This is a genomic window from Pectobacterium sp. IFB5596 (genome assembly GCF_021432585.1).
Taxonomy (GTDB): domain Bacteria; phylum Pseudomonadota; class Gammaproteobacteria; order Enterobacterales; family Enterobacteriaceae; genus Pectobacterium; species Pectobacterium punjabense.
Map to the genome: position 1 here is coordinate 15,596 of NZ_LXFY01000003.1, position 24,807 is coordinate 40,402.

Below are 24,807 nucleotides of genomic sequence, written 5' to 3' on the forward strand. Positions count from 1 at the left end.
AATGGCAATGATTGATTTAAGCCAGCTTCCCGCGCCTGCCGTGGTGGAAGAACTGGACTACGAGGCGATTTACACCGAGCGCAAAGCCATGCTGTTATCGCTCTACCCGGAAGACCAACGCGCCGCCGTTGCACGCACGCTGACGCTGGAATCAGACCCGCTCGTCAAGCTGTTACAGGAAAACGCCTACCGTGAATTGCTGTGGCGCCAGCGCGTCAATGAAGCGGCACGCGCCGTGATGGTGGCGTTTGCACAGGGTAATGACCTCGACCAGCTCGGTGCAAATTTCAGCGTCTCCCGGTTGGTTATCACCCCGGCGGACAATTCGACCCTGCCGCCCACGCCTGCCCTGATGGAGTCCGACAGCGATTTTCGCCTGCGCATCCAGCAGTCTTTCGAGGGCTTAAGCGTGGCCGGGTCGGTCGGTGCGTATCAGTATCACGGACGCAGCGCCGACGGGCGTGTGGCGGATGTGTCGGTTATCAGCCCCAGCCCGGCCAGCGTCACGGTGTCGGTATTGTCACGCGAGGGCAACGGCAGCGCCAGCCCGGAGCTGGTCGCCATCGTGGCCGCTGCGCTGAACGGTGAAGACGTGCGCCCGGTAGCAGACCGGGTGACGGTACAGTCTGCCGCTATTGTGCCGTATAAGATTGACGCCACGCTGTACCTGTATCCGGGACCGGAAAAAGAGCCTGTTCGCGCTGCGGCCGAGCAGAAGCTGAAAGCCTACATCAGTGCGCAGCACCGATTAGGGCGGGATATTCGTCGCTCGGCGATTTACGCTGCGCTGCACGTCGAGGGCGTGCAACGGGTCGAGCTGACGACACCCGCCGCTGATATTGTGCTGACCGACGCGCAGGCGTCCTATTGTTCCGGCTATCGGCTGGGTGTGGGCGGTGCCGATGAGTGATACCCGCCTGCTGCCTGTCGGGTCGTCTGCGCTGGAAGTGGCCGCCGCCACCGCCTGTGCCGAGATTACCCGCGTACCCGTTCCCCTGCGTCTGCTGTGGAACCCGGACACCTGCCCGCCTAACCTGCTGCCGTATCTGGCGTGGGCGTTTTCCGTTGACCGCTGGGATGAGGCGTGGCCGGAGAGCGTGAAACGTCAGGTGATCCGCGATGCGTTCTTTATCCACCGTCACAAAGGCACGATTGGCGCGCTGCGGCGTGTGGTGGAGCCGTTTGGTTATCTGATCCGTATCAGTGAATGGTTTCAGAACGGCGGAGAGCCAGGCACGTTTCGCCTGGACATCGGCGTGCAAGATAGCGGTATCACCGAAGAAACCTTTTACGAGCTGGAGCGGCTGATTGCCGACGCCAAACCCGCCTCTCGGCACCTGCTGGGGCTAAATATTAACCTCGACACGCAAGGCGCGGCCTATGTTGCTGCCTTGTCCTACGGCGGCGACGAGCTGACCGTTTACCCCTATTTCCCTGAAACGATTACTGTGTCCGGTCTGAACGTGACCGGGGCAGCATTACATTTAATCGACAACGTGAGCGTAACCGCATGAGCGCAACCTATTTTGCTCTGTTAACCAACATCGGCGCGGCCAAAATGGCGAATGCCACCGCGCTGGGGAGCCGCCTGAACCTTACCCGGATGGCCGTCGGAGACGGTGGCGGAACGTTACCTATGCCCAACCCGGCACAAACGGCGCTGATTAACGAAAAACGCCGTGCGGCGTTGAATGGCCTGAGCATTGACCCGAAAAACCCCAGCCAGATTATCGCCGAGCAGGTGATCCCCGAAAACGAGGGGGGATGGTGGATACGTGAAATTGGTCTGTTTGACGACGACGGCAATCTGATTGCGGTTGCCAACTGCCCGGAAACGTACAAGCCCCAATTGCAGGAGGGTAGCGGCCGCATCCAGACCGTGCGCATGATTTTGATTGTCAGCAGCACTGACGCCGTGACGCTGAAAATTGATCCAGCGGTCGTGCTGGCAACGCGGGGCTATGTCGATAACGCCGTGATAGAGGTGAAAGCCTATGCCGATACGCTGCTGGCGCAACACATTGCAGCAAAAAACCCACACCCGCAATATGCCTTAAAAACCGACTTAACCGCGTGGCGCTATGAAGCCACGGGCGGCGAAGTGGAAGCCATCCTGCCTTATACCTTTACCGCTGCGATGGTGTTTATCAACGGGATTGAACAGGCATTGAATTATTCATTTTCGTTGGACGGCAACAGACTGTTATTCCCAGAACCATTACGAAAAGGAGATTTTATTAACGTGGTGTTTCCAGCACCAATAGCGACACAACGGACTGCCAGCAGCAGTACGGACGATTTTAATTATGAAGTAGCCGAATTACGCAAAGAAATAAACGCGTTAACTGGCCGTGTTTTTTTGAGCGCTGATGGCGGAAATATTCTTTCAACCGGAAAGGATAACGGCATCTTTTTGCCCGATTCAGCGCTGCAAAAAATAAACGGTGTGGATGTGAATACACAAATTAATTAATCGGGAGAGAGTTATGCCTGCTAAACGTACAGTGACATTAAATTTTAAAACGTCTGATGGAAAAACATTACCAGCGGCATTCGATGTTTCGGATGGCGCAAGTGCTTATGAAGTGTGGAAAGCACAACCGGGTAATGCCAGTAAAACCGAAGCGCAATATTTAACTGACTTAAAAGGCACGCCGGGTAATAACGGCGTCAGTATCACTGGTGTTGAAGTAAAAATCACTGAGAATACGTGAGGTAATACATGGCTGCTGGCCGCACAGTTTCACTGACATTTAAAACCAGTGACGGCAAAACCCTTCCCGCCGTGTCATTCAAAGTCAATGACGGTGAAAAAGGGGATAACGCCGCGCTGGTGATTGAAAGTATCACGCCAGTCATTAAAGGCGGTGAAAGCGCGTTTGCTGTTGGCAATGTGGCGGTGATTTCCGTGCATGTTAATGGCGTCGGCCAGCCGCTGGGGTATGCCTATACCGTTGAAGCCAATACGGTGTATCTGGCCGAGGCGGTGAAAAGTTCAGACATGGTATCTATTGAATTTGTGAGATAACAACATGGCGAAACCAACAGGGAAAATTATCCGGATCACACCTGAATCTATCGGCGCTTACACCAAGGCTGAAACTGATACGAGAGTGTCTGCGGCCACGACAGCGGCGAACAATGCCAACACGAACGCCAATGGCCGTGTGCCATCGAGCCGCACTGTCAACGGTAAAGCGCTATCTGCTGATATCACGCTGGGCGCAGGGGATGTCGGCGCGTATACCAAAGCCGAAACCGATACCCGCGTCGCGGCTGCCACAATTGCTGCAAACAACGCCGCTACCGCAGCGACTAACGCCAATACGAACGCCAATGGCCGTGTGCCGTCCGGGCGTACTGTTAACGGCAAAGCGCTGACGGCAGATATCACACTGGGCGCGGGGGATGTGGGCGCGTATACCAAAGCCGAAACCGATACCCGCGTTGCCGCTGCTACAACTGCCGCGAACAATGCCGCTACCGCAGCGACTAACGCCAACACCAACGCAAATAGCCGCGTGCCGTCTGGTCGAACCGTCAACGGCAAAGCGCTGTCGGCAGATATTACGCTAGGTGCGGGGGATGTGGGCGCGTATACCAAAGCCGAAACCGATACCCGCGTTGCCGCTGCGACAACTGCCGCGAACAATGCCGCTACCGCAGCGACTAATGCCAACACCAACGCAAATAGCCGCGTGCCATCTGGCCGTAAGATCAACGGTAAAGCGCTGTCAGCAGATATTTCCCTGAGCGCTGGGGATGTTGGGGCGTTAACCGATACGCAGGCCGCGCAAAAATATGCGCTACGTTCAATTAAAATCAACGGAAAGCCGCTGTCTGCTGACGTCAATTTATTAGCCAGTGATGTCGATGCGTGGAATAAAACAGAATCAGATGGGCGTTATCTGATGAAGTCTGCGACTGCTGCCGCTGCCATCAAACTGGCAACGCCGCGTAAGATTAATGGTGTAGCGTTTGACGGGTCAGCAGATATCAACCTCACGCCACAAAACCTCGGTTTTGGAGAGGCAGGAGAAATCGGCTCGCTAACGTTTGCGCATTGCAATCCTGCGGCTGGAATAATTGAATTCGGCTCATCTGTAGACGGTAGTTATCTGACACCAAATAACGCAGCAGGAATCACCATTTCATCACCTATGGCGCTTATTGGTGTGTGGCGTTGTTTAGGGCGCTTACCCAGCACAGAATCAGGGTCTCGTCGCGTTACGCTATTTCAGCGCATTGAATAACGTCGGTTTTGGAGACGAGGAATTTTTGTATGTTGGCGGCACGGAATCAGCGCCACGGACGATAGAACGGGGCGAATCGCTAGTTTATGAAAATCCGCATACAGGAAAATCGGTTTCATTTATTCCTCAAATCAAAATCACGTCATCCGATAATGTGGATCGCTGGTTAGACTGTTCGTGGTATTTCGAGAGCAATTTTTCACGCGGGATATTTGTGACGGTAACGTCAGACGGTAAAATCGGAATTTATGCGGGAAAGGATGGATTAGCTACAAATAGCCCAGCGTCATCCGGGATTGCTGAACCGCTCCGCCCGAAGTCAAACGTCATCAGCGCACCATTTCGTTTGCGCGTTATATAACCTGCATGTCTTTCTGTGGCACGGGGTAATTTCACCCGTGCCGCTATAAGTTGATAATTTTCAAAAATTAATTATTTTTAAAACTGCTGCCCAGTTATCCAATTCATTTTGTGTTCCGATAACAATCCCGCCACCTGATAATTTATCACCACCAAAAAAACCGCGGTTGGGGACATTGAATTGAATATGCGTTTTCGACACCCCTGCGGTTAACGGTAAATATCGTGATGCGCCTGCAATTGAAACCAGTGCGGCTGGACACATCAATACATCCCCCACACTGTACGCCCCGATTGACGCAATGCACACGATCATCACGTCTGTAATACATGAATCGACATTCAATTCAGATATGTGATGTTCAATTATGATTGGCTCATTCAGGATCATACGTTGCCGAGCAGAAAACCACACCTCTCCAAAACCGAGATTTTAGAGAATTGATCGCTGCGACCGATCAATAACGCTTAATCGATCTGTATAAACGTTTATAAAATAGTCAACTACGATGTCATTATGTGTATGGTTTTAAAACAATAATGATATCAGGGAAAGCAAAGCCCACCGTTAGCGAGACGGTGGGCTTTTTTTGTGCCTGTTTTCCGCCTCTATGTTGTGTCAGCCCCCACCGTACCAGCATGACTCGCCCGCCCCAGACTCACACAACACAATAGCCTTGCCTATTTTTATGGAGTCAGCTAAATGAGTGATTTTCACCACGGCGTGCAGGTCGTCGAAGTCAACGACGGCACGCGCGTTATTTCCACTGTTTCCACCGCGATCATCGGCATGGTGTGTACCGCACCGGACGCCAACGCGGCCACCTTTCCACTCAATACCCCGGTACTGATTACCAACGTGCTGTCTGCCGCTGGCAAGGCCGGGAAAAAAGGCACGCTGGCCGCTGCCCTGTTAGCTATCGCAGACCAATCAAAGCCCGTCACCGTTGTGGTGCGCGTGGCAGAGGGCAAAGACGAGGCCGAAACCATCAGCAACGTGATCGGCGGCAGTGACGAAAACGGCAAATACACCGGGATGAAAGCCCTGTTAGATGCCATGTCGGTAACAGGCGTGAAGCCGCGCATTCTCGGTGCGCCGGGGCTGGATTCATTACCCGTTGCCACCGCGTTAGCGTCCGTCTGTCAGTCGTTGCGTGCATTCGGTTACGTCAGTGCATGGGGCTGCAAAACCCTGTCGGACGCAATCAACTACCGCGAGAACTTCAGCCAGCGTGAACTGATGGTGATCTGGCCGGACTTTATCGCGTGGGATACCACAGCCAACGCCAGTACCACAGCGTATGCAACTGCCCGCGCTCTGGGGTTGCGCGCCAAAATCGACCAAGAAACAGGATGGCATAAAACCCTGTCTAACGTCGGCGTGAATGGCGTGACGGGCATCAGCGCATCGGTGTATTGGGATTTGCAGGCACCCGGCACCGATGCGGATTTGCTGAATCAGGCGGGTGTCACCACGCTGGTTCGCAAAGATGGCTTCCGCTTTTGGGGTAACCGCACCTGTTCTGATGATCCGCTGTTCCTGTTTGAGAACTACACCCGCACGGCGCAAGTGCTGGCCGATACGATGGCCGAAGCGCATATGTGGGCGGTCGATAAGCCCGTTACGCCAACGCTTATCAAAGACATTATCGAGGGTATCAAGGCCAAGTTTCGCGAACTGAAATCCGGCGGCTACATCATTGACGCGGATTGCTGGTTCGATGAAACCGCCAACGATAAAGACACGCTCAAGGCCGGGAAACTGTATATCGATTATGACTATACCCCCGTTCCCCCTCTGGAAAATCTCACCCTGCGCCAGCGCATCACGGATAAATATCTGGTGAATCTGGCCGCGTCGGTCAACAGCTAAGGAGCTAATGCTATGGCACTGCCTCGCAATCTGAAATTTATGAACCTGTTTAACGACGGGATGAGCTACATGGGGGTCGCCACTGCCGTTACGCTGCCAAAACTCACGCGCAAGCTGGAGAACTATCGCGGCGGCGGCATGAACGGTACCGCACCCATTGATTTTGGGCTGGATGATGACGCACTGGCGATGGAATGGACGCTCGGCGGTCTGGCAGATAAAACGCTGTGGCGTCAGTACGCCGCACCGGGTGCCGATAAGGTGCTGCTGCGCTTTACCGGGTCATACCAGCGTGACGATACCGGGGAAATTTCGGCTGTAGAAGTGGTGATGCGTGGCCGCCATAAAGAAATTGACGGCGGCGAGAGTAAGCAAGGGGAAGCCACCGAAACCAAAGTGTCAACCCAATGCACGTATTACAAGCTGACCATCGACGGCGAAGAGATGATCGAGATTGACACCATCAACATGATTGAGCGTGTGGTCGGTGTTGACACGATGGAGCAGCACCGTCGGGCGATTGGTCTGGCGTAACCCTGTCCGGCCAGCCCGGCGCTGGCCGTCTTCTTTCTATTTTTTATCTGAACACAGAGGCAACATCATGAACAAAGACGACAACGTTGTAACGCTGGAAACCCCGATTAAACGCGGCGAAACCCTGATCGAGGCGGTCACCCTGATTAAGCCTACTACCGGAACGCTGCGCGGCGTCAGTCTGGCGGCGCTGGCCGGGTCGGACGTAGACGCGATGATTAAAGTGCTGCCGCGCATGACGATGCCAGCACTGACCGAAGCCGAAATCACCCGCATGGAGCTACCGGATATGATTGCCATTGCAGGCAAGGTGATCGGTTTTTTGACGCCGAAATCGCAACAGGGAACCTCCCCCGAAGCCTGACGGTAGATGAACTGATGGCGGATATCGCCGTGATTTTTCACTGGCCGCCATCCGAGCTGTACCCGATGACCCTCACCGAGTTGATCCTGTGGCGCGATAAAGCGCTCAAACGTAGCGGACATGCCAATGAGTAACAGCCTACAACTCAGCGTATTGTTGCGTGCCGTCGATCAGGCGACACGCCCGTTTCGTGCCGTGCAGAATGCGGCGCGAACCCTATCCGGTGAAATTCAGGGTTCACAAGAGCAGTTGAAAACGCTGGAAGCGCAGGCAAAACGTATTGAGGGATTCAGAAAGACCAGCGCGCAACTGGCAAGCACAGGTCAGGCGCTGGAAAAAGCCAAGGCCGACGCGGCCGCACTGGCGGTGGCGTTTCGCAATACCACTAACCCCACTCGCGCCCAAACCAAAGCGCTGGAAGAGGCGCGTCAAAAAGCGGCGGAATTACAGACCCAGCATAACCGCCTGCGGCTGTCCGTGCAGAACCAGCGCAGCGCACTGCGTGAGGCAGGCATCGATACGCGCAATCTGTCTGGCGCTGAACGTCAGCTCAGGACGGATATTTCCGCCGCTAACGATACCCTGAATCAACAACGTGCAGCGCTGGCACGTGTGAGCCAGCAACAGGAAAGGCTGAACGCGGTCAGTAAACGTTATGAGCAAGGCAAGGCCATTACTGCCGGGGTGCGTAATACGGGGGCGGCGGCATTTGCGGCCGGGTCGGCGGCACTGTATGCGGAAAGCCGCCTGATTGCGCCCAGCGTTGAAGCCGATGGACACGGTGCGCGCATCGCCGCACAGACGGGCGGGAATGCCACCGACGGCAAACAGTACACCCGCATCATTAAAGAGGTTAACGCCTCTGGCGTGAGTAATGACCTAGCTCAGATAGCCGACGCAGTGGCGGCGGTGCGCAGTACGTTGGGGGCGCTGGGCGATGTGGGGGAAACCGAGCTGACGCGGATATCGCGTAAGGCGCTGGACATGCAGGCGGCGTTGGGCGGTGAGGCAACCGAGAGTATCCAGATAGCGGCGATCATGATGAAAAACGGCCTCGCTAAAAACAGCGACGAGGCGTTTGATTTAATGGTATCCGGGATGCAGCGCGTGTCTGCGCAGATGCGCGGTGAACTGCCGGAAATCCTGCACGAGTATTCGACCCACTTCCGCAATATGGGATTCAGCGGTTCGGAAGCGATGACGCTGTTAGTGGAGATGGCGCAGCAAGGCAAGTTCGCGCTGGACAAGACGGGCGACGCGGTGAAGGAATTCTCAATCCGTGGATCGGACATGTCCAAGAAAAGCATTGAGGCGTATGACGCCGCAGGACTCAATGCCGCCAAAATGTCTAACGCCATCGCCAGCGGGGGAAGCAAGGCGCGGGTTGCGATGCAGAAAACCGCACAGGGACTGCTGAAAATCAAAGACCCGGCAGAGCGCGCCAATGCTGCCATTGCACTGTTTGGTACACCGATTGAAGACCTGTCGATTGACCAGATACCGAAATTTCTGGCCGCACTGGCCGGAACCGAAAACAAGCTGGGTGATGTGTCCGGGGCGGCTGACCGCATGGGGGATACCCTGCGCGATAACCTCGAAGGGGATATCGGGCGGCTTCAGGGGGCAATGTCCAGCCTGAGATTCAACCTGTTCAACGACGACGACGGCATACTGCGTAAGCTCACGCAAGCGGCGACGGCATGGTTAACCCGCGTCAATGAATGGGTCAAGGCTAACCCGGAGCTGACACGCCAGATTGTGATGGTGGCTGGCGCAGCCACGGCGCTGATTACCGTGCTGGGCGGGCTGGGGCTGATTGCGTGGCCTGTCATGAGCGGGATTAACGCCCTGATTGCCGGAGCGGGTTTACTGAGTGCCGGATTACGGTTCGCCGGAACAGACGGCGTTGCGTCGTTGTCAGGCAGGTTAAGCCGACTCGGCAATGCAATCCTCTGGATTGCAAAAGCCCCCCTGACGCTGCTACGGGCGGGAGTCTCGGCACTGACCTCGCCGTTAGCACTGCTGCGCACCGGGATCATGTTTATTGGCAGCGCGTTAGGCGTCCTGCTGTCGCCAGTTGGGCTGGTTGTCGCGGCCATTGTCGGCGGCGCACTGCTTATCTGGAAATACTGGGAACCCATCAAGGCATTTATCGGCGGTGTGGTGGCGGGGTTCGTTGCCGCCAGTGCGCCCATTATTGCAGCGTTCGAACCGCTCCAGCCTGTCTTTACGTGGATTGGTGACAAAATCAGGGCGTTGTTTGGCTGGTTTGGTGATCTGCTGACGCCCGTTAAATCAACCGCCGCCGAGCTGGACGGCGCAGCCAGCATGGGGAAACGCTTTGGTGAGGCACTGGCAAGCGGGTTGAATATCATTATGCACCCGCTGGAGTCGCTGAAATCCGGCGTATCGTGGCTGCTGGAGAAGCTGGGGCTGGTTGATGAGAAATCCAAAAACCTCCCGACTGCCGATAAAATCATGCCCCCACAGGAAGCCGCCGCACTCAACGTGGGCGTGAGCCGCGCTCCAACCCCGCAGGGTAAGGATGCGCAATCAATTGCAGATCGCTACAGCGGTGTACGCGATAACGGCGGTGGGATCAAGCTGGGAGAGTTTGCCGTCGTCGGTGAACATGGCCCGGAAATCGTTGAGGGGCCGGTTAACGTCACCAGCCGCAAAAACACGGCGGCGATGGCCGCAGCCGCCATGAGCATGTCAGCCTATCGCCCGATAGCCCCGACGGTTCAGGCCAGCCCGGCATCGTCACCCATCAGCATTCATGCGCCGATTAGCATTGTTGCTCAACCCGGACAGAGTGCGCAGGACATCGCGCAAGAGGTCACACGCCAGCTTGATCAGCGGGAACGGGCGGCACGGTCACGCGCATTCAGTCAGTACAGTTATCAGGGAGGTGAATAATATGATGCTCACATTAGGGCTGTTTGTGTTCCAGCTCCAGACCCTGCCCTACCAGAACATGCAGCGCAACGTTGATTACCGCTGGCCGTCAAACAGCCGCGTTGGTCAGCGTCCGGCGTTGCAGTTCTTAGGTATTGAAGAGGAAAAAATCACACTGTCGGGGGAGTTGCTGCCGGAAATCACAGGCGGCACGCTGTCATTGTTGATGCTGGAAACGATGGCCGATCAGGGGCGGGCATGGCCGCTGATTGAGGGCAGCGGCACGATTTACGGTGTATTTGTGGTGAACAGTATCAGCCAGACGAAAACCGAGTTTTTCCCTGATGGCCGCGCCCGGCGGATTGAGTTCACCGTCACGCTGACCCGCGTAGACTCGTCACTGTCTGCCGTGTTGGGCGATTTACGCCAGCAGGCCGAGGGCTTGATAGGCAGTGCCGGGGAAATGGCGAATAAGGCGCAAGCGGCTATCGGGGGATTATTCGCATGATTAACCCGATAAATGTACAGGCAGGCAGTAAAACCGCCCCCGCGTACCTGCTACGCCTGAACGAGCAGGACATTACAACCGTTATCAGCCCACGCCTGCTGTCACTGGGTCTGACGGATAATCGGGGATTTGAGGCCGACCAACTCGACATCGAGCTGGACGACAGCGACGGGTTGGTGCAGTTGCCCCGCCGGGGCGCGGTGCTGTCGGTATTTTTGGGCTGGGAAGGTGAGGCGCTGATCGGCAAAGGCGATTTTACGGTGGATGAAATAGAGCACCGTGGCACACCGGATACGCTGACTATCCGGGCGCGAAGTGCTGACTTTCGCGGGTCGCTGAACTCCCGGCGTGAGCTGTCCTATCACGACACTACGCTGGGGGCGATTGTTGAACAGGTGGCGAAGCGTAACAACCTCGCGCCGATGCTGGCTGATGGATTCGCGGGGATAAAAATTCCCCACATCGACCAGACGCAGGAAACCGACGCGAAATTTATTACCCGGCTGGCCGAGCGCAACGGGGCAATTGTGGCGATTAAGGCCGGACGCTTGCTGTTTATCCGTCCCGGAACGGGGAAGACGGCCAGCGGCAAACCTATTCCGCAACAAATCATTGAACGCAGCGACGGCGACCAACACAGTTTTAGTCTGGCTGATCGGGGCGCGTACACAGGCGTGACGGCAAGCTGGCTGCATCACAAAGAGCCAAAGAAACCGAATGTAGTCAAAATTCAGCGCAAGAAAAAGGTACTGCTGCATCAGGGACCACAACCTGTAAAAAACCATCCTAAAGCGAAGAAAACTAAAAAAGCACCGGAAGCGCGTGAAGGAGATTATCTGGTTGGCACCGATGAAAACGTGCTGTCGCTGACTAAAGTTTATCGCACCAAAGCAGAGGCGGAACGCGCCGCACAGGCGGAGTGGGACAAACTCCAGCGTGGTGTCGCGGAGTTCTCTATCACGCTGGCAATGGGACGTGCAGACCTGTTCCCGGAAACCCCTGTTCAGGTTAGCGGGTTCAAACAGGTGATCGACGAACAGCCGTGGACAATTTCAAAAGTGACGCACAGTTTGAGCAATTCAGGTTACGTTACCGCGCTGGAACTGGAGGTGCTGCTGTCTGAAGCTGAGTATGGGATAAGTGAGCAGTAATTCATTTTCAAATCATCATTTGAAAAATCGAATAAAGTGATATGATTGACGATATAAACCAGAAAGAACGATAAGGTGATTTACGAAATGATGCATTGCCCACTCTGCCAAAATGCAGCGCACGCGAGATCCAGTCGCTACATTACGAACAAGACAAAAGAACGTTATCACCAGTGCCAGAATATCAACTGCGGTTGCACATTCAAATCAATGGAAACCATAGCAGATATTATTATGACGCCGGGCGATGTTAAGCCCGTCCCGCCACATCCTGATCGGTCAAATCAGGGAGCACTCTGGATTTAACACAGAAACCTAAAGCCCGCGAAAGCGGGTTTTCTTTTGCCTATCTGTCGCCACTGATTTTTTTCTGCCGCCACTTTGCCGCCATTTAAATAAAAAAAAGCCTAGCTATTACGCTAGGCTTATGAAAAACAACAACTTTCGGATGTTGCGAAAGCGCTATCTTAGTTAAGACGCTCTTTGATACGAGCAGACTTACCAGTACGCTCACGCAGGTAGTACAGTTTGGCTTTACGCACGGCACCACGACGTTTAACAGCAATGCTGTCAACAACCGGAGAGTGAGTCTGGAATACACGCTCCACGCCTTCGCCGTTAGAAATTTTGCGAACAGTGAATGCAGAATGCAGACCGCGGTTACGAATAGCGATAACCACGCCCTCGAATGCCTGCAGACGTTTTTTGCTACCTTCAACAACCCATACCTTCACTTCTACGGTATCACCCGGACGAAATGCAGGTACGTCCTGCTTCATTTGTTCGTCTTCGATTTGCTTAATGATGTTGCTCATAATATGTCTCTTACCCTAGGTAAACTGATAGTTGGGTTCACACGGTAAACCGGCGTAACCACCTAATACTCTCGTTGCTCAGACTGATATTCACGTTGGAATTCAGCCAGCAACCTTGTTTGCTCGTCAGTCAGAGCTAGGCTTTTCAGAAGTTCAGGTCTTCTAAGCCAGGTTCGGCCCAGCGACTGCTTCAATCGCCAGCGGCGTATCTCAGCATGGTTGCCAGACAGTAACACTGCTGGAACTTCCATGCCTTCCAGTATTTCAGGGCGAGTGAAATGAGGACAGTCCAGCAATCCATCAGCAAAAGAGTCTTCTTCTGCTGAAGCCTGATGCCCCAGAACGCCCGGAATAAAACGGGCAACGGAGTCAATCAGAGTCATCGCTGGCAGTTCCCCACCGCTGAGCACGTAATCCCCTATCGACCATTCTTCATCGATCTCGGTTTTAATTACGCGCTCATCAATCCCTTCGTACCGTCCACAGACCAGAATCATCTTCTGGTTCGTAGCGAGTTGACGTACGCCTTGCTGATCTAATTTACGGCCCTGAGGTGATAGGTAAATCACTCTCGCGCCTTCGCCTGCCGCTGCTTTTGCTGCGTGGATCGCATCCCGTAAAGGTTGCACCATCATCAGCATTCCGGGACCACCACCATAAGGTCGGTCATCCACGGTGCGATGCCGATCGTAAGTGAAATCACGAGGACTCCAATACTGTACGTTCAGCAGGCCATTTTTAACTGCCCGGCCAGTGACTCCGTAATCAGTAATTGCCCGGAACATCTCTGGAAACAGGCTAATTACCCCAATCCACATAGTCTCGTTCCGCTGGGTACTACTGGTCGATTCAGAGTTCAAAAACCCGGGTCCCAATCTACTTCAATAGTTTGAGCAGAAAGGTCGACGCGCTTAACAACCTGTTCGGTGAGGAACGGAACCAGCCGCTCTTTGACCCCGAAGGCATCTTTCAGGTTGGCTTTTATCACCATCACATCGTTCGAGCCAGTTTCCATCATATCGATGATTTTACCCAACTCATAACCTGTTACGGTCACGACCTGACAGCCAATAAGATCCTTCCAGTAATAATCACCTTCGCCCAGATCGGGCAGTTGTGACGAATCTACGACAATTTCACAATTGGTCAATAAATTAGCCGCATCACGGTCATCAGCACCTTTCACTTTTATGATCAGATCCTGATTGTGATACTTCCAGCCTTCAATTTCGATAAGCTGCCAACCGCTTTTACTCTGGGTGAACCAGGGTTGATAATCAAAAATGCTCTCGGCATCTTCGGTGGATGAAAACACTCTGAGCCAACCTCGGATGCCATACGCCGACCCAATTTTCCCCATAACAATCGGGTTAACGGGAGGTTTTGGGCTGAGTTGATTGCTCATTATCACCACCGCAACAGATTATGCTGCTTTTTTAGCGTCTTTGATCAGCGAAGATACGCGATCAGACACAGTTGCACCCAGACCAAGCCAATGCTCGATACGGTCCAGATCCAGACGCAGGGCTTCTGCTTGACCAGATGCGATTGGGTTGAAGAAACCTACGCGCTCGATGAAACGACCATCACGCGCATTGCGGCTATCAGTCACGACTACTTGATAGAAGGGGCGTTTTTTTGCGCCGCCACGTGCCAAACGAATTGTTACCATAACATCCTCTTTAGTGAATAAAACAACTGGGCTCCATCGAGGAACGGAGCCCAGTATGTCATATAAAAAGCCCGAAAATTTTACTCATTTTGGCGCAAAAAGCAATCTAAAGCGTGTAATCTCGCCAAGAGTTTCTCTACGCCCTCAATTTCGGTGATTAACGTCCCGGGAATCCGGGTGGCATCATTCCTTTCATACCGCGCATCATTTTAGCCAGGCCGCCGTTTTTCATCTTCTTCATCATTCGTTGCATATCATCAAACTGTTTCAGAAGGCGGTTAACATCCTGCACCTGCATACCTGAACCCTGTGCGATACGGCGTTTGCGCGAACCTTTGATAATTTCGGGTTTAGCACGTTCCTGAAGCGTCATCGAATTAATGATTGCTTCCATACGCACCAGAACCTTGTCATCCATTTGTGACTTAACATTATCAGGCAACTGGCCCATGCCCGGCATTTTACTCATCATGCTCGCCATGCCGCCCATGTTGCGCATTTGCTTGAGCTGATCCAAGAAATCGGTCAAATCAAAACCGTCGCCCTTTTTCAGCTTCTTCGCCAGCTTCTCTGCCTGTGTACGGTCAACCTTGCTTTCAATATCTTCAATCAGTGAAAGCACATCGCCCATACCGAGAATGCGCGATGCGACACGATCGGGATAGAACGGTTCCAACGCTTCGGTTTTTTCACCGACGCCGAGAAATTTAATCGGCTTGCCAGTAATATGGCGGATAGACAACGCCGCACCACCACGGGCATCACCATCAATTTTGGTGAGGATAACCCCAGTCAGCGGCAGCGCTTCATTAAAGGCTTTCGCCGTATTTGCCGCATCCTGCCCCGTCATGGCATCAACGACAAACAGCGTTTCAACGGGCTTAATTGCCGCATGGACCTGCTTGATTTCGTCCATCATCGCGTCATCAACGTGGAGACGACCGGCGGTATCAACCAGCAAGACATCGTAGAATTTCAGCTTAGCGTGCTGCAATGCACGTTCTACGATAGCAAGCGGTTTCTCCTGCACATCGGATGGGAAAAAATCGACACCCACCTGCTGTGCCAGCGTTTCCAACTGTTTAATCGCCGCAGGGCGATAAACGTCGGCAGACACCACGAGCACTTTTTTCTTGTGCTTTTCGCGCAGGAACTTGCCCAACTTGCCCACGCTGGTTGTTTTACCCGCACCTTGCAGACCGGCCATCAGAACCACTGCTGGCGGCTGAGCAGCGAGATTTAGTTCGGCGTTAATTTCGCCCATTGCGCTGACAAGTTCGTTTTTAACAATCTTGACGAACTCTTGTCCTGGCGTCAGGCTTTTGTTGACCTCATGCCCAACGGCTCGTTCTTTTACACGATTGATAAAATCACGCACCACGGGTAACGCGACGTCGGCTTCCAGCAATGCCATCCGCACTTCACGCAGCGTTTCTTTAATGTTTTCTTCAGTCAACCGCCCGCGGCCGCTGATATTGCGCAATGTGCGCGAGAGTCGATCGGTTAAATTTTCAAACATATCTCATGCTCAACGTAAGACAGGCCGCAGCGCGACACGAATAGAAGGGATTATACACAAAAGCGGGAACGATCTCAGCGCTGCTAACGGAGAACTGTTGGTGCCCACGGCGACTAACGCTATACTGATTCTTTATTTTACCTAGTTGATATTTAATAACCTATTTGTATGTCTGTTTTCGCTATTGTGGCGCTTGTCGCCTACACACTCAGCCTCGGACTGATTATCCCCAGTCTGCTGCGCAAGAACAGTGCATATCGTCGGCTGGCAATACTCTCGGCCAGCGCTGCGCTAATCTGCCATGCGGTGGCGCTCTATCAACGTATTTTTGATGTTCAGGTGGGGCAAAATCTTAGTCTGCTGAATATTGGTTCGCTGGTCAGCCTCATCATCTGTACCGTTATGACGATTGTCGCAGCACGCGATCGCGGCTGGTTTATTCTCCCTATCGTCTACACCTTTGCGCTGATCAATCTGGCTTTTGCCAGCTTCATGCCGAGTGAGTTTATTACACATCTGGAAGCGTCACCGGGTTTGATGATCCATATCGGCTTGGCACTTTTTTCCTATGCAACCTTGCTGATTGCGGCACTTTATGCGCTCCAGCTTGCCTGGCTTGATTATCTGCTCAAGAACAAGAAGCTAGGGTTTGCCGCTGACATGCCGCCGTTGATGGGCATTGAACGTAAGATGTTTCACATCACGCAGATTGGCGTCATCTTACTCACGCTGACGCTTTGTACCGGTTTGTTCTATATGGACGACCTGATTGACAACAAAGAGAACCTGCACAAGGCGGTGTTCTCACTGTTTGCCTGGTTCATCTATATTTTGTTGCTCTGGGGACACTATCATGAAGGATGGCGAGGTCGGCGCGTCGTCTGGTTCAGCCTGCTCGGTGCACTGATGCTGACGCTTTCCTACTTTGGCAGCCGGGTGATACAGCACTTCCTCGCAGTCTGACATTGTTCACGCACACAAAAAAGAGAGCCAACTTTCGGCTCTCTTTTTTATCTGATCATACCTAACAAACTAGATATGCAGCTCAGCTAATTTGTCTTTCGGCAACGCCAGATCGTCATTTTGGTTAATGCCGATATCGTGATCAAGGATATGCTGAGCGATTTCCTGTGCTTCTTCCAGTGAATGCATATCATAGGTGCCGCATTGGTATTCATTCAGTTCAGGGATTTTACGCTGATCGGTGACTTTCAGAACGTCCGCCATTGCGGCTTTCCAAGAGTCGGCAACACGTTGCTCATCCGGCGTACCAATCAGACTCATGTAGAAACCGGTACGACATCCCATCGGAGAAATATCGATAATTTCAACGCCATCACCGTTTAAATGATCCCGCATAAAGCCAGCAAACAGGTGCTCTAGCGTATGAATTCCGCGTTCTGGCATGACTTCGATGTTCGGACGACAGAAGCGCAGATCAAATACAGTGATATTGTCGCCATGAGGGGTTTTCATGGTTTTAGCGACCCGAACGGCGGGTGCAGCCATACGAGTATGGTCAACGGTAAAGCTATCTAGTAACGGCATAATGCCACCTCCTCATAGAAAAAATTCATTTTTTCTCGTTTCCGGGAAACTTTTCCTTTTTATGCGGGTCTGACTTACTGAAAGACGCGCATTTATTATCATCATCCCTATTAGAGATGTTTATTTGGCCACAGTTTCTGTGGCCTTTTCTTTTTAATTCGCCGCCAGATAATCGGCAAAACTCATCGTATCTTCAGACTCAATCTGACGTTGGCGCTGCCAGGACTTCTCACTCGCCGCAGCCAACTGTTCTTCCGTCAACACCTGTAGCGGTTCGCTGCTGAGCATTTTGCGATATTCTTCCGCTAAATTCAGCCCCACGCTACCATTGCCTTCTTGCTTCATCAACGCTAATAGTCGACCAGAGAAGGTCGTTTCTGGATCGTCAAACCCCACAAGCAGCTCATCGCATACCTGCTGATAATGCGGTTGATCGTTTTCCGCATCCAGCACTTCCGCAACGCGACGTAAATCCGCAAACAGGGATTTCCCAACTTCGGCAATCGGCTGCTGGATGGTTTCACACCGCATTCCCACCGTCTGCCCTGGTTTACGCCCCTCAAGGATCACTCGGTTCCAGTTTTTACGCGTACACAGTAGTTCATCCGCGCTCATTTCCGGCGCATCCGCTAACGCACACCAGATAAGGAATAAATCCAGGAAACGTACCTGACTTTCACTCACCCCGGTCGGAGAGAACGGGTTGATATCCAGCGAACGGACTTCAATGTATTCAATTCCGCCACGCAGCAAGGCATCTGATGGCGTTTCACCCGCACGCGTCACACGCTTAGGACGGATCGGCGCATAGAGCTCGTTCTCAATCTGCAAGACGTTCGTATTCAATTGTAGATAACGACCATCCTTCATCATACCAACCTGAGCATATTCGTCAGATGGCGTTTTTATCGCACGTTTTAACGCCGCGACATAGGTATCCAGATCGTTAAATGTAATCCCCAGATTGCTCTGTGATTTATTGGTATAGCCTAAATCACTGAGCCGTAGAGAAGTGGCATAAGGCAGGTAAAGCATGCCTTTTTCCGTACGCTCAAACGGCAGTGCGGTTTCTCTCCCTTTCAGGAAAGAAGAACAGATCGCAGGAGAAGCACCAAACAGGTAAGGGATCACCCAACCAAAGCGGTAATAATTGCGAATGAGTCTGAAGTATCCCGCTGATATGGCTTTTTTACCGCTTTCTACATCAGCGACACCTTCTCGCGCCTGCCAGAATGACAACGGTAGAGAGAAGTTATAATGCACACCGGAAATGGTCTGCATCAATGCACCATAGCGGTTTTTCAGCCCTTCGCGATAAAGCGTTTTAAAACGCCCAACATTTGAAGAGCCATACTGCGCCAACTCTATATTTTGCTCGCTGTCGATAAAGCACGGCATGCTCAATGGCCACATCCGCTCATCGCCTAGCTGACGGGAAACATGACGATGAATATCGCGCAAAAACGTCAGCAGATGATCGACGTCTTTGTCGACTGGGGTAATAAACTCCAACAGCGCTTCAGCAAAATCTGTCGTAATCCACGGGTGTGCCAACGCCGAGCCCAATATTTCAGGGTGCCCTGTCGTAGCAAGATGTCCGTTTTCTGTTACGCGCAACGTTTCGCGTTCAATTCCACGCTGAATACCCTTCACTGCCAGTGGGTGTTTTTCCAGCCAAGAAAGTGCTTCTGAAATGTCCGGGATCAAATCGACCTCCCGTTGTTAAAATGTAATTGTTGTAAGCATAATTGAAACTCAGTAGCGCTCACCAGCTCACATTGCAATCTGGCTAAGACCACCACGCCATCCCCTGTAACGTTATACCTGTCAATACGATATAGCGCAGCGCTTTTCCAATACCGATAAAAACCGCCGATTTCACCCAGGGCATACGTAACCAACCCGCTAACACGCATAATAAATCGCCTACTACCGGCACCCAGCTAAATAACAGCGCAGCACAACCATAGCGCTGTAACCAGCGCATGGCCATCGTATGCCCAGCTTGTTGTTTTGGCTGAGGAAGTAAGCGCCCTATAAAAATATTTGTTAATCCGCCCAGCGTATTTCCTATCGTTGCCACAATGATCAGCAGATAAGGTTTTGCGCTGTCAGCCAACAATAATGTCACCAGCAGTACTTCCGAACTGCCGGGCAACAGTGTTGCACTGAGCAAGCTACTCCAGAAAAGAGAAAAAACGGCCCAGAACTCACTCACAGTGTACGGACGTCAACCACAGCCATATTGGCCCGCTTAGCCGCTTCAATACCGTAATCAGCGTCTTCAAACACGATACAGTGTTCCGGTGCGACAGAAATCAACGCGGCGCAACGCAGAAAAGTATCGGGAAAAGGCTTATGCTGTGTGACATCATCTGCACCGACGATCGCATCAAAATAATTATGCAGCCCCAAATGGGTTAGCAGTCTATCAGCCATTCCATGCGTGCTACCCGTACCAACTGCCATAGGGCGCCGTCCGCGATAATGTTTAACAACATCAATTAACGGTAGCGGCTGTACAGTATCCAGTAGCATTTCCTCAACAACAGCGGTTTTTTCCGCTGCGAGTTGGTGGGCATCAATATCCGCCTGGTGGCTGTCAATAATACGCTGCGCAATACGCCAGGTAGGCGAGCCGTTCAATGCTGTCATGGCACTGGCATCATAATTCATACCATACCGGGCAAGCACCAGATCCCACGCTTTATGGTGTGTAGGCTCTGTATCGAGTAGGGTGCCATCCATATCAAAGATCAGCCCTTGATAGCGATCGTACATCATGACTCCATGCTCACTGAAAAGAGAGCTTACTTTATCGTAAAGTGAAAACGTTGTCGCTTACTCAATAACCTTATAAAAAACAGGTTATTACTACCATAGTGGTAAGATAGCCCTCATTTATACGTAGGCTCAATCTCAATATATAGACGGGAGGAGAGATAAAAATTCATGCACGGTCGTGCTTAGAAAAATATCGGTATGAATTAGCAAAACAGAGAACAGTACCGCTGTAGCGCTAAAAAGTACGGAAGAGAGTAAATGGTAAAACAAAGATGGTGTTTCTGAGAAACATTATCTGACTAACCTTGAGACGTCTTCACTGATACGAAGCGATTCGGTTAGCGACTAGAAAAAATTTATTTATATTAAAATATGGTGCATCCGGGAGGATTACTCGGCTTAGCCTCGCCCTGCGGGCCGTTGCCAAAGCAACGTTTTCCTCCCTCGTTCTTACAAACCAAAACAGCAGATTATAAGAGTAACGAGAGGATTTTTACTATATTAAAATATGGTGCATCCGGGAGGATTCGAACCTCCGACCGCTCGGTTCGTAGCCGAGTACTCTATCCAGCTGAGCTACGGATGCAGAGTGTGGTGCAGAAATATGGGGGTGAGCAATTAAACGAGATACTTAAGAATGGTGCATCCGGGAGGATTCGAACCTCCGACCGCTCGGTTCGTAGCCGAGTACTCTATCCAGCTGAGCTACGGATGCATTACTAATTCTTCATCTACGACAAAACTTGCTTTCACTAATACCGCTTGCCTTGCAAAGGCAGTATTTAATGGTGCATCCGGGAGGATTCGAACCTCCGACCGCTCGGTTCGTAGCCGAGTACTCTATCCAGCTGAGCTACGGATGCAGATTAAATGGCGGTGAGGGAGGGATTCGAACCCTCGATGCAGCTTTTGACCGCATACTCCCTTAGCAGGGGAGCGCCTTCAGCCTCTCGGCCACCTCACCTTACATTACCTGTTTGCTACTAAGAACTTCTTGTTAGTGCTCACCGGTACTGCGTGGCGCACATATTACTTTCCCAGACTTATAAGTCAAACAATTTTTCCCACCTTACGTTCGTTTGAACAATTCGCATCCAAGACGCGCATTTTCACAACAAAAAGTCTGTTTTATCGACAGAAAAACAGGCGGTTACCTTGCCAAAGGAAGCGCGCAATAAAAATAGCTATATCGATAAATGTGTGGGAGAAAAGCGGGAAGTGGCAATTGCGTCCCGCGAACACGAGACGCATTGTCAATCAATATGACGTCGGTTGAGATTTTTCGGCCTGAATACGCTGATAGATCTCTTCACGGTGGACAGAAACCTCTTTAGGTGCATTAACACCAATACGCACCTGGTTGCCTTTCACTCCTAATACGGTAACCGTTACCTCATCGCCGATCATGAGGGTTTCGCCAACTCGACGAGTCAAAATAAGCATTCTTTGCTCCTTGAAAGATTATAAAGAGTCGGGTCTCTCTGTCTCCCCGCCATTATCCATCATGTGCTGTGAAAACGTAAACCTAGCCGATGGTATAACCACCCCATCACACTTCGGCTCGTTACTACTTGTTAGTTTAGTCGATATCAGTAGCTTGTGCTTTTGTTATCACAACAAGAGGGCGTAGCATATAACGCCTCAGAATGTCTGAAGGTAACACACTTTCCCCCCTGTTTAATGAATCCTTTTCCGCAGAAAAAAACGCCACAACCAGAAAGTTATGGCGTTTTTGTGGGATAACGCAAATAAAACGTTATCTATCGCTTATAACTTAGCAACAACCCAAGGCTCAACGCTGGCTAGCGCGTCAGGCAATGCCGACACGTCTGAACCACCAGCCTGAGCCATATCAGGGCGACCACCGCCTTTGCCGCCAACCTGTTGGGCAACAAACCCTATCAGTTCGCCAGCTTTTACGCGGTCAGTTAGATCTTTCGTCACACCAGAAATCAAGCTAACCCGGCCTTCTGCCGCCGTTCCAAGAACGATAACAGCAGACCCGAGTTGATTTTTAAGGTCATCAACCATCGTGCGTAGCAGTTTAGGATCGACGTTATCCAGTTGCGTAACCAGCAACTTCACACCATTAATCTCTTTTGCTTTACCGGACAGGGACGAGCTTTCCTGCGCGGCTTGCTGAGCTTTCAACTGCTGAAGCTCTTTCTCCAATGCACGCGCACGATCCAGAACAGAGCGTACCTTATCCGTCAGATTGTGACTATCTCCTTTCAGCAACTGCGCAATGTCTTGCAGAACGTCGCTCTGGCGATGCAGCGCGGACAGCGCATTCTCGCCCGTGGTCGCTTCAATACGACGCACGCCGGCAGCAGTACCTGACTCAGAAATGATTTGGAACAGTCCGATATCACCAGTACGACTTGCATGCGTACCGCCACAAAGTTCAATGGAGAAATCCCCCATCGTCAGAACACGGACATGGTCATCGTACTTCTCGCCGAACAGCGCCATTGCGCCCTTCGCTCTCGCATCATCCAGCGCCATGACATCCGTTTGCACGGTAAGGTTACGGCGGATTTGCGCGTTAACGATATCTTCAACCTGACGAATCTGCTCAGGTTTCATCGCTTCCGTATGTGAGAAGTCAAAACGCAGGTAGCTATCGTTAACCAGAGAACCTTTCTGTGCGACATGATCGCCCAAGACCTGACGGAGCGCGGCATGCAGCAGGTGCGTTGCAGAGTGGTTCAGACGAATGCGCTCGCGGCGTTGGCTATCAACGTTTGCATCGACACTATCGTTAACACGCAGTGTACCCTGAGTCAGTTTACCGACATGACCGATTGCCTGACCGTATTTCTGCGTATCCTGAACGGCAAAGCTGACGCCCGCATTTTTCAATTCACCCTGGTCGCCAACCTGACCGCCGGATTCACCATAGAATGGCGTCTCGTTCAGAATCACGACTGCTTCATCACCTGCCGCAATCTGATCGACCGCGTTTCCGTTGTGATAAAGCGCAATCACCTTCGCTTGCTGCTGTGTTTTTTCATAGCCGCAGAATGGCGTGTTTTCATCCACTCGGATGAGGCTGTTGTAATCCACACCAAATCCGCTGGCCTCGCGAGCACGCTGACGCTGAGCCGTCATCGCAGATTCAAAACCTTCCTCGTCAACTTTTAATCCACGCTCGCGGCAAACATCCGCAGTGAGGTCGACAGGGAAACCATAAGTGTCATACAGGCGGAAGACAGTTTCACCATCCAGGGTATCCCCTTTCAGGTTTTTAATTTCCTCATCTAACAGAGACAACCCACGTTCTAACGTGCGGGCAAACTGCTCTTCTTCCATCTTCAGCGCTTGCTCAACCACCGATTGCTGCTTTTTCAATTCGGCAGCGGCGGGCCCCATGACTTCAATCAGTGGCGCAACCAGTTTATAAAAGAAGGCATCCGTCGCGCCCAGCATATTACCGTGACGCGCGGCACGACGAATAATACGACGCAGGACATAGCCACGATTTTCATTAGACGGCATCACGCCATCGGCAATCAGGAACGCACAAGAGCGGATATGGTCGGCGATAACACGCAACGATTTATTGGTTAAATCGGTTGTACCAACAGCTTTCGCTACCGCATCAATCAGCGTCTTGAACAGATCAATGTCATAGTTTGAATTGACATGTTGCAATACCGCAGAAACACGCTCTAAGCCCATACCGGTATCGACGGAAGGCTTCGGCAGTGGCAGCATAGTGCCGTCAACCTGGCGGTTGAACTGCATGAACACCAGATTCCAAATTTCGATATAGCGATCGCCATCCTCATCAGGGCTTCCCGGCGGGCCACCCGCGATGTGCTCTCCGTGATCGAAGAAAATTTCGGTGCATGGACCACACGGCCCCGTTTCGCCCATCTGCCAGAAGTTATCAGAGGCGTAAGGTCCACCTTTGTTATCACCAATACGAATAATTCTTTCGCGCGGCACACCAACTTCATCAGCCCAAATGTCGTAAGCTTCATCATCCGTTGCGTATACCGTTACCCACAATTTTTCTTTTGGCAGATTGAACCACTGGGGAGACGTCAGCAATTCCCACGCATAGCGAATCGCATCATGCTTGAAGTAATCACCGAAGCTGAAGTTACCCAGCATTTCAAAAAAGGTGTGGTGGCGTGCGGTATAACCTACGTTTTCCAGGTCATTATGTTTACCACCGGCACGTACGCAGCGCTGCGAGGTCGTCGCTCGGACATAGTTACGTTTATCCAGCCCGAGGAACACATCTTTAAACTGGTTCATACCCGCATTGGTGAATAACAATGTCGGATCGTTGTTCGGCACCAGAGAGCTGCTATCAACAACCTGGTGTCCCTTACTGTGGAAAAAATCGAGAAACGCTTGACGGATCTCAGCGGTGCTCTTGCTCATAATTGTCCTGGAATCAAGCTAGAAGAACAGATCGCGGGCAAGGTTAGTCCAGCATGCTGACGTTACCGAGCAACTCACGAACAAAAAAGTGGGAATAAGATAAATTTTCTTCGATGGGAAGTAAAATCCCGTG

Annotated in this window: 27 protein-coding genes and 4 tRNA genes; 15 read left to right on the top strand and 16 right to left on the bottom strand. The window is 52.0% G+C overall.

Annotated features, from left to right (window positions below; all coding sequences use genetic code 11):
• The first annotated feature begins 1 nt into the window (after position 1).
• From A6301_RS05060 to A6301_RS05085, 6 genes are read left to right on the top strand one after another with little or no spacing between them, the layout of a single operon-like run.
• Positions 2–910 (top strand): baseplate assembly protein, encoded by a 909-nt coding sequence (locus A6301_RS05060; RefSeq protein ID WP_234257259.1) that lies wholly within the window; start codon positions 2–4, stop codon positions 908–910.
• Positions 903–1,514, top strand: coding sequence for a phage tail protein I (locus A6301_RS05065; protein WP_234257260.1), 612 nt, complete (start codon positions 903–905; stop codon positions 1,512–1,514). The genes A6301_RS05060 and A6301_RS05065 overlap by 8 nt, the downstream gene beginning before the upstream one ends.
• Positions 1,511–2,473 (top strand): phage tail protein, encoded by a 963-nt coding sequence (locus A6301_RS05070; protein ID WP_234257261.1) that lies wholly within the window; start codon positions 1,511–1,513, stop codon positions 2,471–2,473. Before A6301_RS05065 ends, A6301_RS05070 begins: the two co-directional genes overlap by 4 nt.
• Positions 2,474–2,486: 13 nt before the next feature.
• The gene (locus A6301_RS05075) at positions 2,487–2,714 is read left to right on the top strand and encodes a hypothetical protein (RefSeq protein ID WP_215484474.1); all 228 of its coding nucleotides are present in this window, start codon (positions 2,487–2,489) and stop codon (positions 2,712–2,714) included.
• Positions 2,715–2,722: 8 nt separating this feature from the next.
• Entirely contained in the window at positions 2,723–3,028 is a 306-nt protein-coding gene (locus A6301_RS05080) for a hypothetical protein (protein WP_234257262.1), read from the top strand.
• Positions 3,029–3,032: 4 nt separating this feature from the next.
• Positions 3,033–4,253 carry a hypothetical protein gene (locus tag A6301_RS05085; protein WP_234257263.1) on the top strand — a complete coding sequence of 407 codons (1,221 nt, stop codon included), beginning with the start codon at positions 3,033–3,035 and terminating at the stop codon, positions 4,251–4,253.
• A gap of 421 nt (positions 4,254–4,674) precedes the next feature.
• Here A6301_RS05085 and A6301_RS05090 read toward each other — a convergent pair whose 3' ends face one another.
• Entirely contained in the window at positions 4,675–4,893 is a 219-nt protein-coding gene (locus A6301_RS05090) for a hypothetical protein (protein WP_234257264.1), read from the bottom strand.
• Between the two features lie 423 nt (positions 4,894–5,316).
• Here A6301_RS05090 and A6301_RS05095 point away from each other — a divergent pair, with 423 nt between their 5' ends.
• From A6301_RS05095 to A6301_RS05130, 8 genes are all read left to right on the top strand, one after another.
• The gene (locus A6301_RS05095) at positions 5,317–6,486 is read left to right on the top strand and encodes a phage tail sheath protein (RefSeq protein ID WP_234257265.1); all 1,170 of its coding nucleotides are present in this window, start codon (positions 5,317–5,319) and stop codon (positions 6,484–6,486) included.
• Between the two features lie 12 nt (positions 6,487–6,498).
• Positions 6,499–7,020 (top strand): phage major tail tube protein, encoded by a 522-nt coding sequence (locus A6301_RS05100; protein WP_234257266.1) that lies wholly within the window; start codon positions 6,499–6,501, stop codon positions 7,018–7,020.
• A gap of 67 nt (positions 7,021–7,087) precedes the next feature.
• Positions 7,088–7,384, top strand: a complete 297-nt coding sequence (locus tag A6301_RS05105; RefSeq protein WP_234257267.1) for a phage tail assembly protein — start codon at positions 7,088–7,090, stop codon at positions 7,382–7,384.
• Positions 7,385–7,398: 14 nt separating this feature from the next.
• Positions 7,399–7,518 carry a GpE family phage tail protein gene (locus tag A6301_RS05110; RefSeq protein WP_051902953.1) on the top strand — a complete coding sequence of 40 codons (120 nt, stop codon included), beginning with the start codon at positions 7,399–7,401 and terminating at the stop codon, positions 7,516–7,518.
• A complete protein-coding gene (locus A6301_RS05115) occupies positions 7,511–10,303 on the top strand; it encodes a phage tail tape measure protein (RefSeq protein ID WP_234257268.1) in 2,793 nt (930 codons plus the stop codon). The genes A6301_RS05110 and A6301_RS05115 overlap by 8 nt, the downstream gene beginning before the upstream one ends.
• Before the next feature lies 1 nt (position 10,304).
• Complete coding sequence (locus A6301_RS05120) at positions 10,305–10,790, top strand: phage tail protein (RefSeq protein ID WP_234257269.1); 486 nt, start codon at positions 10,305–10,307, stop codon at positions 10,788–10,790.
• On the top strand, positions 10,787–11,941 hold the full coding sequence (locus tag A6301_RS05125; RefSeq protein ID WP_234257270.1) for a phage late control D family protein: 1,155 nt from the start codon (positions 10,787–10,789) through the stop codon (positions 11,939–11,941). The genes A6301_RS05120 and A6301_RS05125 overlap by 4 nt, the downstream gene beginning before the upstream one ends.
• An 87-nt stretch (positions 11,942–12,028) precedes the next feature.
• Positions 12,029–12,247 carry a DNA-binding transcriptional regulator gene (locus A6301_RS05130; RefSeq protein WP_015841360.1) on the top strand — a complete coding sequence of 73 codons (219 nt, stop codon included), beginning with the start codon at positions 12,029–12,031 and terminating at the stop codon, positions 12,245–12,247.
• A gap of 161 nt (positions 12,248–12,408) precedes the next feature.
• Here A6301_RS05130 and rplS read toward each other — a convergent pair whose 3' ends face one another.
• The 5 genes from rplS to ffh form a co-directional block, all read right to left on the bottom strand.
• Positions 12,409–12,756, bottom strand: a complete 348-nt coding sequence (gene rplS / locus A6301_RS05135) for a 50S ribosomal protein L19 (RefSeq protein WP_010285987.1) — start codon at positions 12,754–12,756, stop codon at positions 12,409–12,411.
• Positions 12,757–12,818: 62 nt separating this feature from the next.
• Positions 12,819–13,574: a tRNA (guanosine(37)-N1)-methyltransferase TrmD gene (gene trmD / locus A6301_RS05140; protein ID WP_205540089.1), complete on the bottom strand. Its 756-nt coding sequence runs from the start codon at positions 13,572–13,574 to the stop codon at positions 12,819–12,821.
• Positions 13,575–13,612: 38 nt separating this feature from the next.
• Positions 13,613–14,161 carry a ribosome maturation factor RimM gene (gene rimM / locus A6301_RS05145; protein ID WP_107169156.1) on the bottom strand — a complete coding sequence of 183 codons (549 nt, stop codon included), beginning with the start codon at positions 14,159–14,161 and terminating at the stop codon, positions 13,613–13,615.
• Between the two features lie 18 nt (positions 14,162–14,179).
• Positions 14,180–14,428 (bottom strand): 30S ribosomal protein S16, encoded by a 249-nt coding sequence (gene rpsP / locus A6301_RS05150; RefSeq protein WP_010285998.1) that lies wholly within the window; start codon positions 14,426–14,428, stop codon positions 14,180–14,182.
• A 157-nt stretch (positions 14,429–14,585) separates the two neighbouring features.
• Complete coding sequence (gene ffh, locus A6301_RS05155; protein ID WP_215484431.1) at positions 14,586–15,947, bottom strand: signal recognition particle protein; 1,362 nt, start codon at positions 15,945–15,947, stop codon at positions 14,586–14,588.
• A 168-nt stretch (positions 15,948–16,115) separates the two neighbouring features.
• Here ffh and A6301_RS05160 point away from each other — a divergent pair, with 168 nt between their 5' ends.
• Complete coding sequence (locus tag A6301_RS05160) at positions 16,116–16,910, top strand: inner membrane protein YpjD (RefSeq protein ID WP_107169154.1); 795 nt, start codon at positions 16,116–16,118, stop codon at positions 16,908–16,910.
• A 69-nt stretch (positions 16,911–16,979) separates the two neighbouring features.
• Here the strand turns inward: A6301_RS05160 and luxS are convergent, their stop codons facing one another.
• The 10 genes from luxS to alaS all read right to left on the bottom strand — a co-directional run bounded on the left by luxS (position 16,980) and on the right by alaS (position 24,674).
• Complete coding sequence (luxS, locus tag A6301_RS05165; protein WP_107169153.1) at positions 16,980–17,495, bottom strand: S-ribosylhomocysteine lyase; 516 nt, start codon at positions 17,493–17,495, stop codon at positions 16,980–16,982.
• A gap of 153 nt (positions 17,496–17,648) precedes the next feature.
• Positions 17,649–19,202, bottom strand: coding sequence for a glutamate--cysteine ligase (gene gshA, locus A6301_RS05170; RefSeq protein WP_107169152.1), 1,554 nt, complete (start codon positions 19,200–19,202; stop codon positions 17,649–17,651).
• An 82-nt stretch (positions 19,203–19,284) separates the two neighbouring features.
• Positions 19,285–19,713, bottom strand: coding sequence for a YqaA family protein (locus A6301_RS05175; protein ID WP_234257271.1), 429 nt, complete (start codon positions 19,711–19,713; stop codon positions 19,285–19,287).
• On the bottom strand, positions 19,710–20,276 hold the full coding sequence (yqaB, locus tag A6301_RS05180) for a fructose-1-phosphate/6-phosphogluconate phosphatase (RefSeq protein WP_205543183.1): 567 nt from the start codon (positions 20,274–20,276) through the stop codon (positions 19,710–19,712). Before yqaB ends, A6301_RS05175 begins: the two co-directional genes overlap by 4 nt.
• Before the next feature lie 512 nt (positions 20,277–20,788).
• Positions 20,789–20,865: transfer RNA gene (locus A6301_RS05185), tRNA-Arg, on the bottom strand.
• Positions 20,866–20,917: 52 nt separating this feature from the next.
• Positions 20,918–20,994: transfer RNA gene (locus tag A6301_RS05190), tRNA-Arg, on the bottom strand.
• A 71-nt stretch (positions 20,995–21,065) separates the two neighbouring features.
• A tRNA-Arg gene (locus A6301_RS05195) sits at positions 21,066–21,142 on the bottom strand.
• Between the two features lie 8 nt (positions 21,143–21,150).
• A tRNA-Ser gene (locus A6301_RS05200) sits at positions 21,151–21,243 on the bottom strand.
• Positions 21,244–21,536: 293 nt separating this feature from the next.
• Positions 21,537–21,722 (bottom strand): carbon storage regulator CsrA, encoded by a 186-nt coding sequence (gene csrA, locus A6301_RS05205; protein WP_005972168.1) that lies wholly within the window; start codon positions 21,720–21,722, stop codon positions 21,537–21,539.
• 324 nt (positions 21,723–22,046) lie between these two features.
• On the bottom strand, positions 22,047–24,674 hold the full coding sequence (alaS, locus tag A6301_RS05210; RefSeq protein WP_107169149.1) for an alanine--tRNA ligase: 2,628 nt from the start codon (positions 24,672–24,674) through the stop codon (positions 22,047–22,049).
• Positions 24,675–24,807 lie beyond the last annotated feature (133 nt).

What these genes read in the sequence shown, in the direction of transcription:
- A6301_RS05110 (WP_051902953.1), top strand. Translation starts at nt 7,399, where the DNA reads ATGGCGGATATCGCCGTGATTTTTCACTGGCCGCCATCCGAGCTGTAC.
- A6301_RS05125 (WP_234257270.1), top strand. Translation starts at nt 10,787, where the DNA reads ATGATTAACCCGATAAATGTACAGGCAGGCAGTAAAACCGCCCCCGCG.
- rpsP (WP_010285998.1), bottom strand. Translation starts at nt 14,428, where the DNA reads ATGGTAACAATTCGTTTGGCACGTGGCGGCGCAAAAAAACGCCCCTTC.
- A6301_RS05160 (WP_107169154.1), top strand. Translation starts at nt 16,116, where the DNA reads ATGTCTGTTTTCGCTATTGTGGCGCTTGTCGCCTACACACTCAGCCTC.
- luxS (WP_107169153.1), bottom strand. Translation starts at nt 17,495, where the DNA reads ATGCCGTTACTAGATAGCTTTACCGTTGACCATACTCGTATGGCTGCA.
- A6301_RS05065 (WP_234257260.1), top strand. Translation starts at nt 903, where the DNA reads ATGAGTGATACCCGCCTGCTGCCTGTCGGGTCGTCTGCGCTGGAAGTG.
- rplS (WP_010285987.1), bottom strand. Translation starts at nt 12,756, where the DNA reads ATGAGCAACATCATTAAGCAAATCGAAGACGAACAAATGAAGCAGGAC.
- A6301_RS05060 (WP_234257259.1), top strand. Translation starts at nt 2, where the DNA reads ATGGCAATGATTGATTTAAGCCAGCTTCCCGCGCCTGCCGTGGTGGAA.
- trmD (WP_205540089.1), bottom strand. Translation starts at nt 13,574, where the DNA reads ATGTGGATTGGGGTAATTAGCCTGTTTCCAGAGATGTTCCGGGCAATT.
- A6301_RS05085 (WP_234257263.1), top strand. Translation starts at nt 3,033, where the DNA reads ATGGCGAAACCAACAGGGAAAATTATCCGGATCACACCTGAATCTATC.
- A6301_RS05130 (WP_015841360.1), top strand. Translation starts at nt 12,029, where the DNA reads ATGATGCATTGCCCACTCTGCCAAAATGCAGCGCACGCGAGATCCAGT.
- A6301_RS05075 (WP_215484474.1), top strand. Translation starts at nt 2,487, where the DNA reads ATGCCTGCTAAACGTACAGTGACATTAAATTTTAAAACGTCTGATGGA.
- A6301_RS05120 (WP_234257269.1), top strand. Translation starts at nt 10,305, where the DNA reads ATGATGCTCACATTAGGGCTGTTTGTGTTCCAGCTCCAGACCCTGCCC.
- A6301_RS05095 (WP_234257265.1), top strand. Translation starts at nt 5,317, where the DNA reads ATGAGTGATTTTCACCACGGCGTGCAGGTCGTCGAAGTCAACGACGGC.
- yqaB (WP_205543183.1), bottom strand. Translation starts at nt 20,276, where the DNA reads ATGTACGATCGCTATCAAGGGCTGATCTTTGATATGGATGGCACCCTA.
- A6301_RS05080 (WP_234257262.1), top strand. Translation starts at nt 2,723, where the DNA reads ATGGCTGCTGGCCGCACAGTTTCACTGACATTTAAAACCAGTGACGGC.
- ffh (WP_215484431.1), bottom strand. Translation starts at nt 15,947, where the DNA reads ATGTTTGAAAATTTAACCGATCGACTCTCGCGCACATTGCGCAATATC.
- A6301_RS05070 (WP_234257261.1), top strand. Translation starts at nt 1,511, where the DNA reads ATGAGCGCAACCTATTTTGCTCTGTTAACCAACATCGGCGCGGCCAAA.
- rimM (WP_107169156.1), bottom strand. Translation starts at nt 14,161, where the DNA reads ATGAGCAATCAACTCAGCCCAAAACCTCCCGTTAACCCGATTGTTATG.
- A6301_RS05115 (WP_234257268.1), top strand. Translation starts at nt 7,511, where the DNA reads ATGAGTAACAGCCTACAACTCAGCGTATTGTTGCGTGCCGTCGATCAG.
- A6301_RS05105 (WP_234257267.1), top strand. Translation starts at nt 7,088, where the DNA reads ATGAACAAAGACGACAACGTTGTAACGCTGGAAACCCCGATTAAACGC.
- csrA (WP_005972168.1), bottom strand. Translation starts at nt 21,722, where the DNA reads ATGCTTATTTTGACTCGTCGAGTTGGCGAAACCCTCATGATCGGCGAT.
- A6301_RS05100 (WP_234257266.1), top strand. Translation starts at nt 6,499, where the DNA reads ATGGCACTGCCTCGCAATCTGAAATTTATGAACCTGTTTAACGACGGG.
- alaS (WP_107169149.1), bottom strand. Translation starts at nt 24,674, where the DNA reads ATGAGCAAGAGCACCGCTGAGATCCGTCAAGCGTTTCTCGATTTTTTC.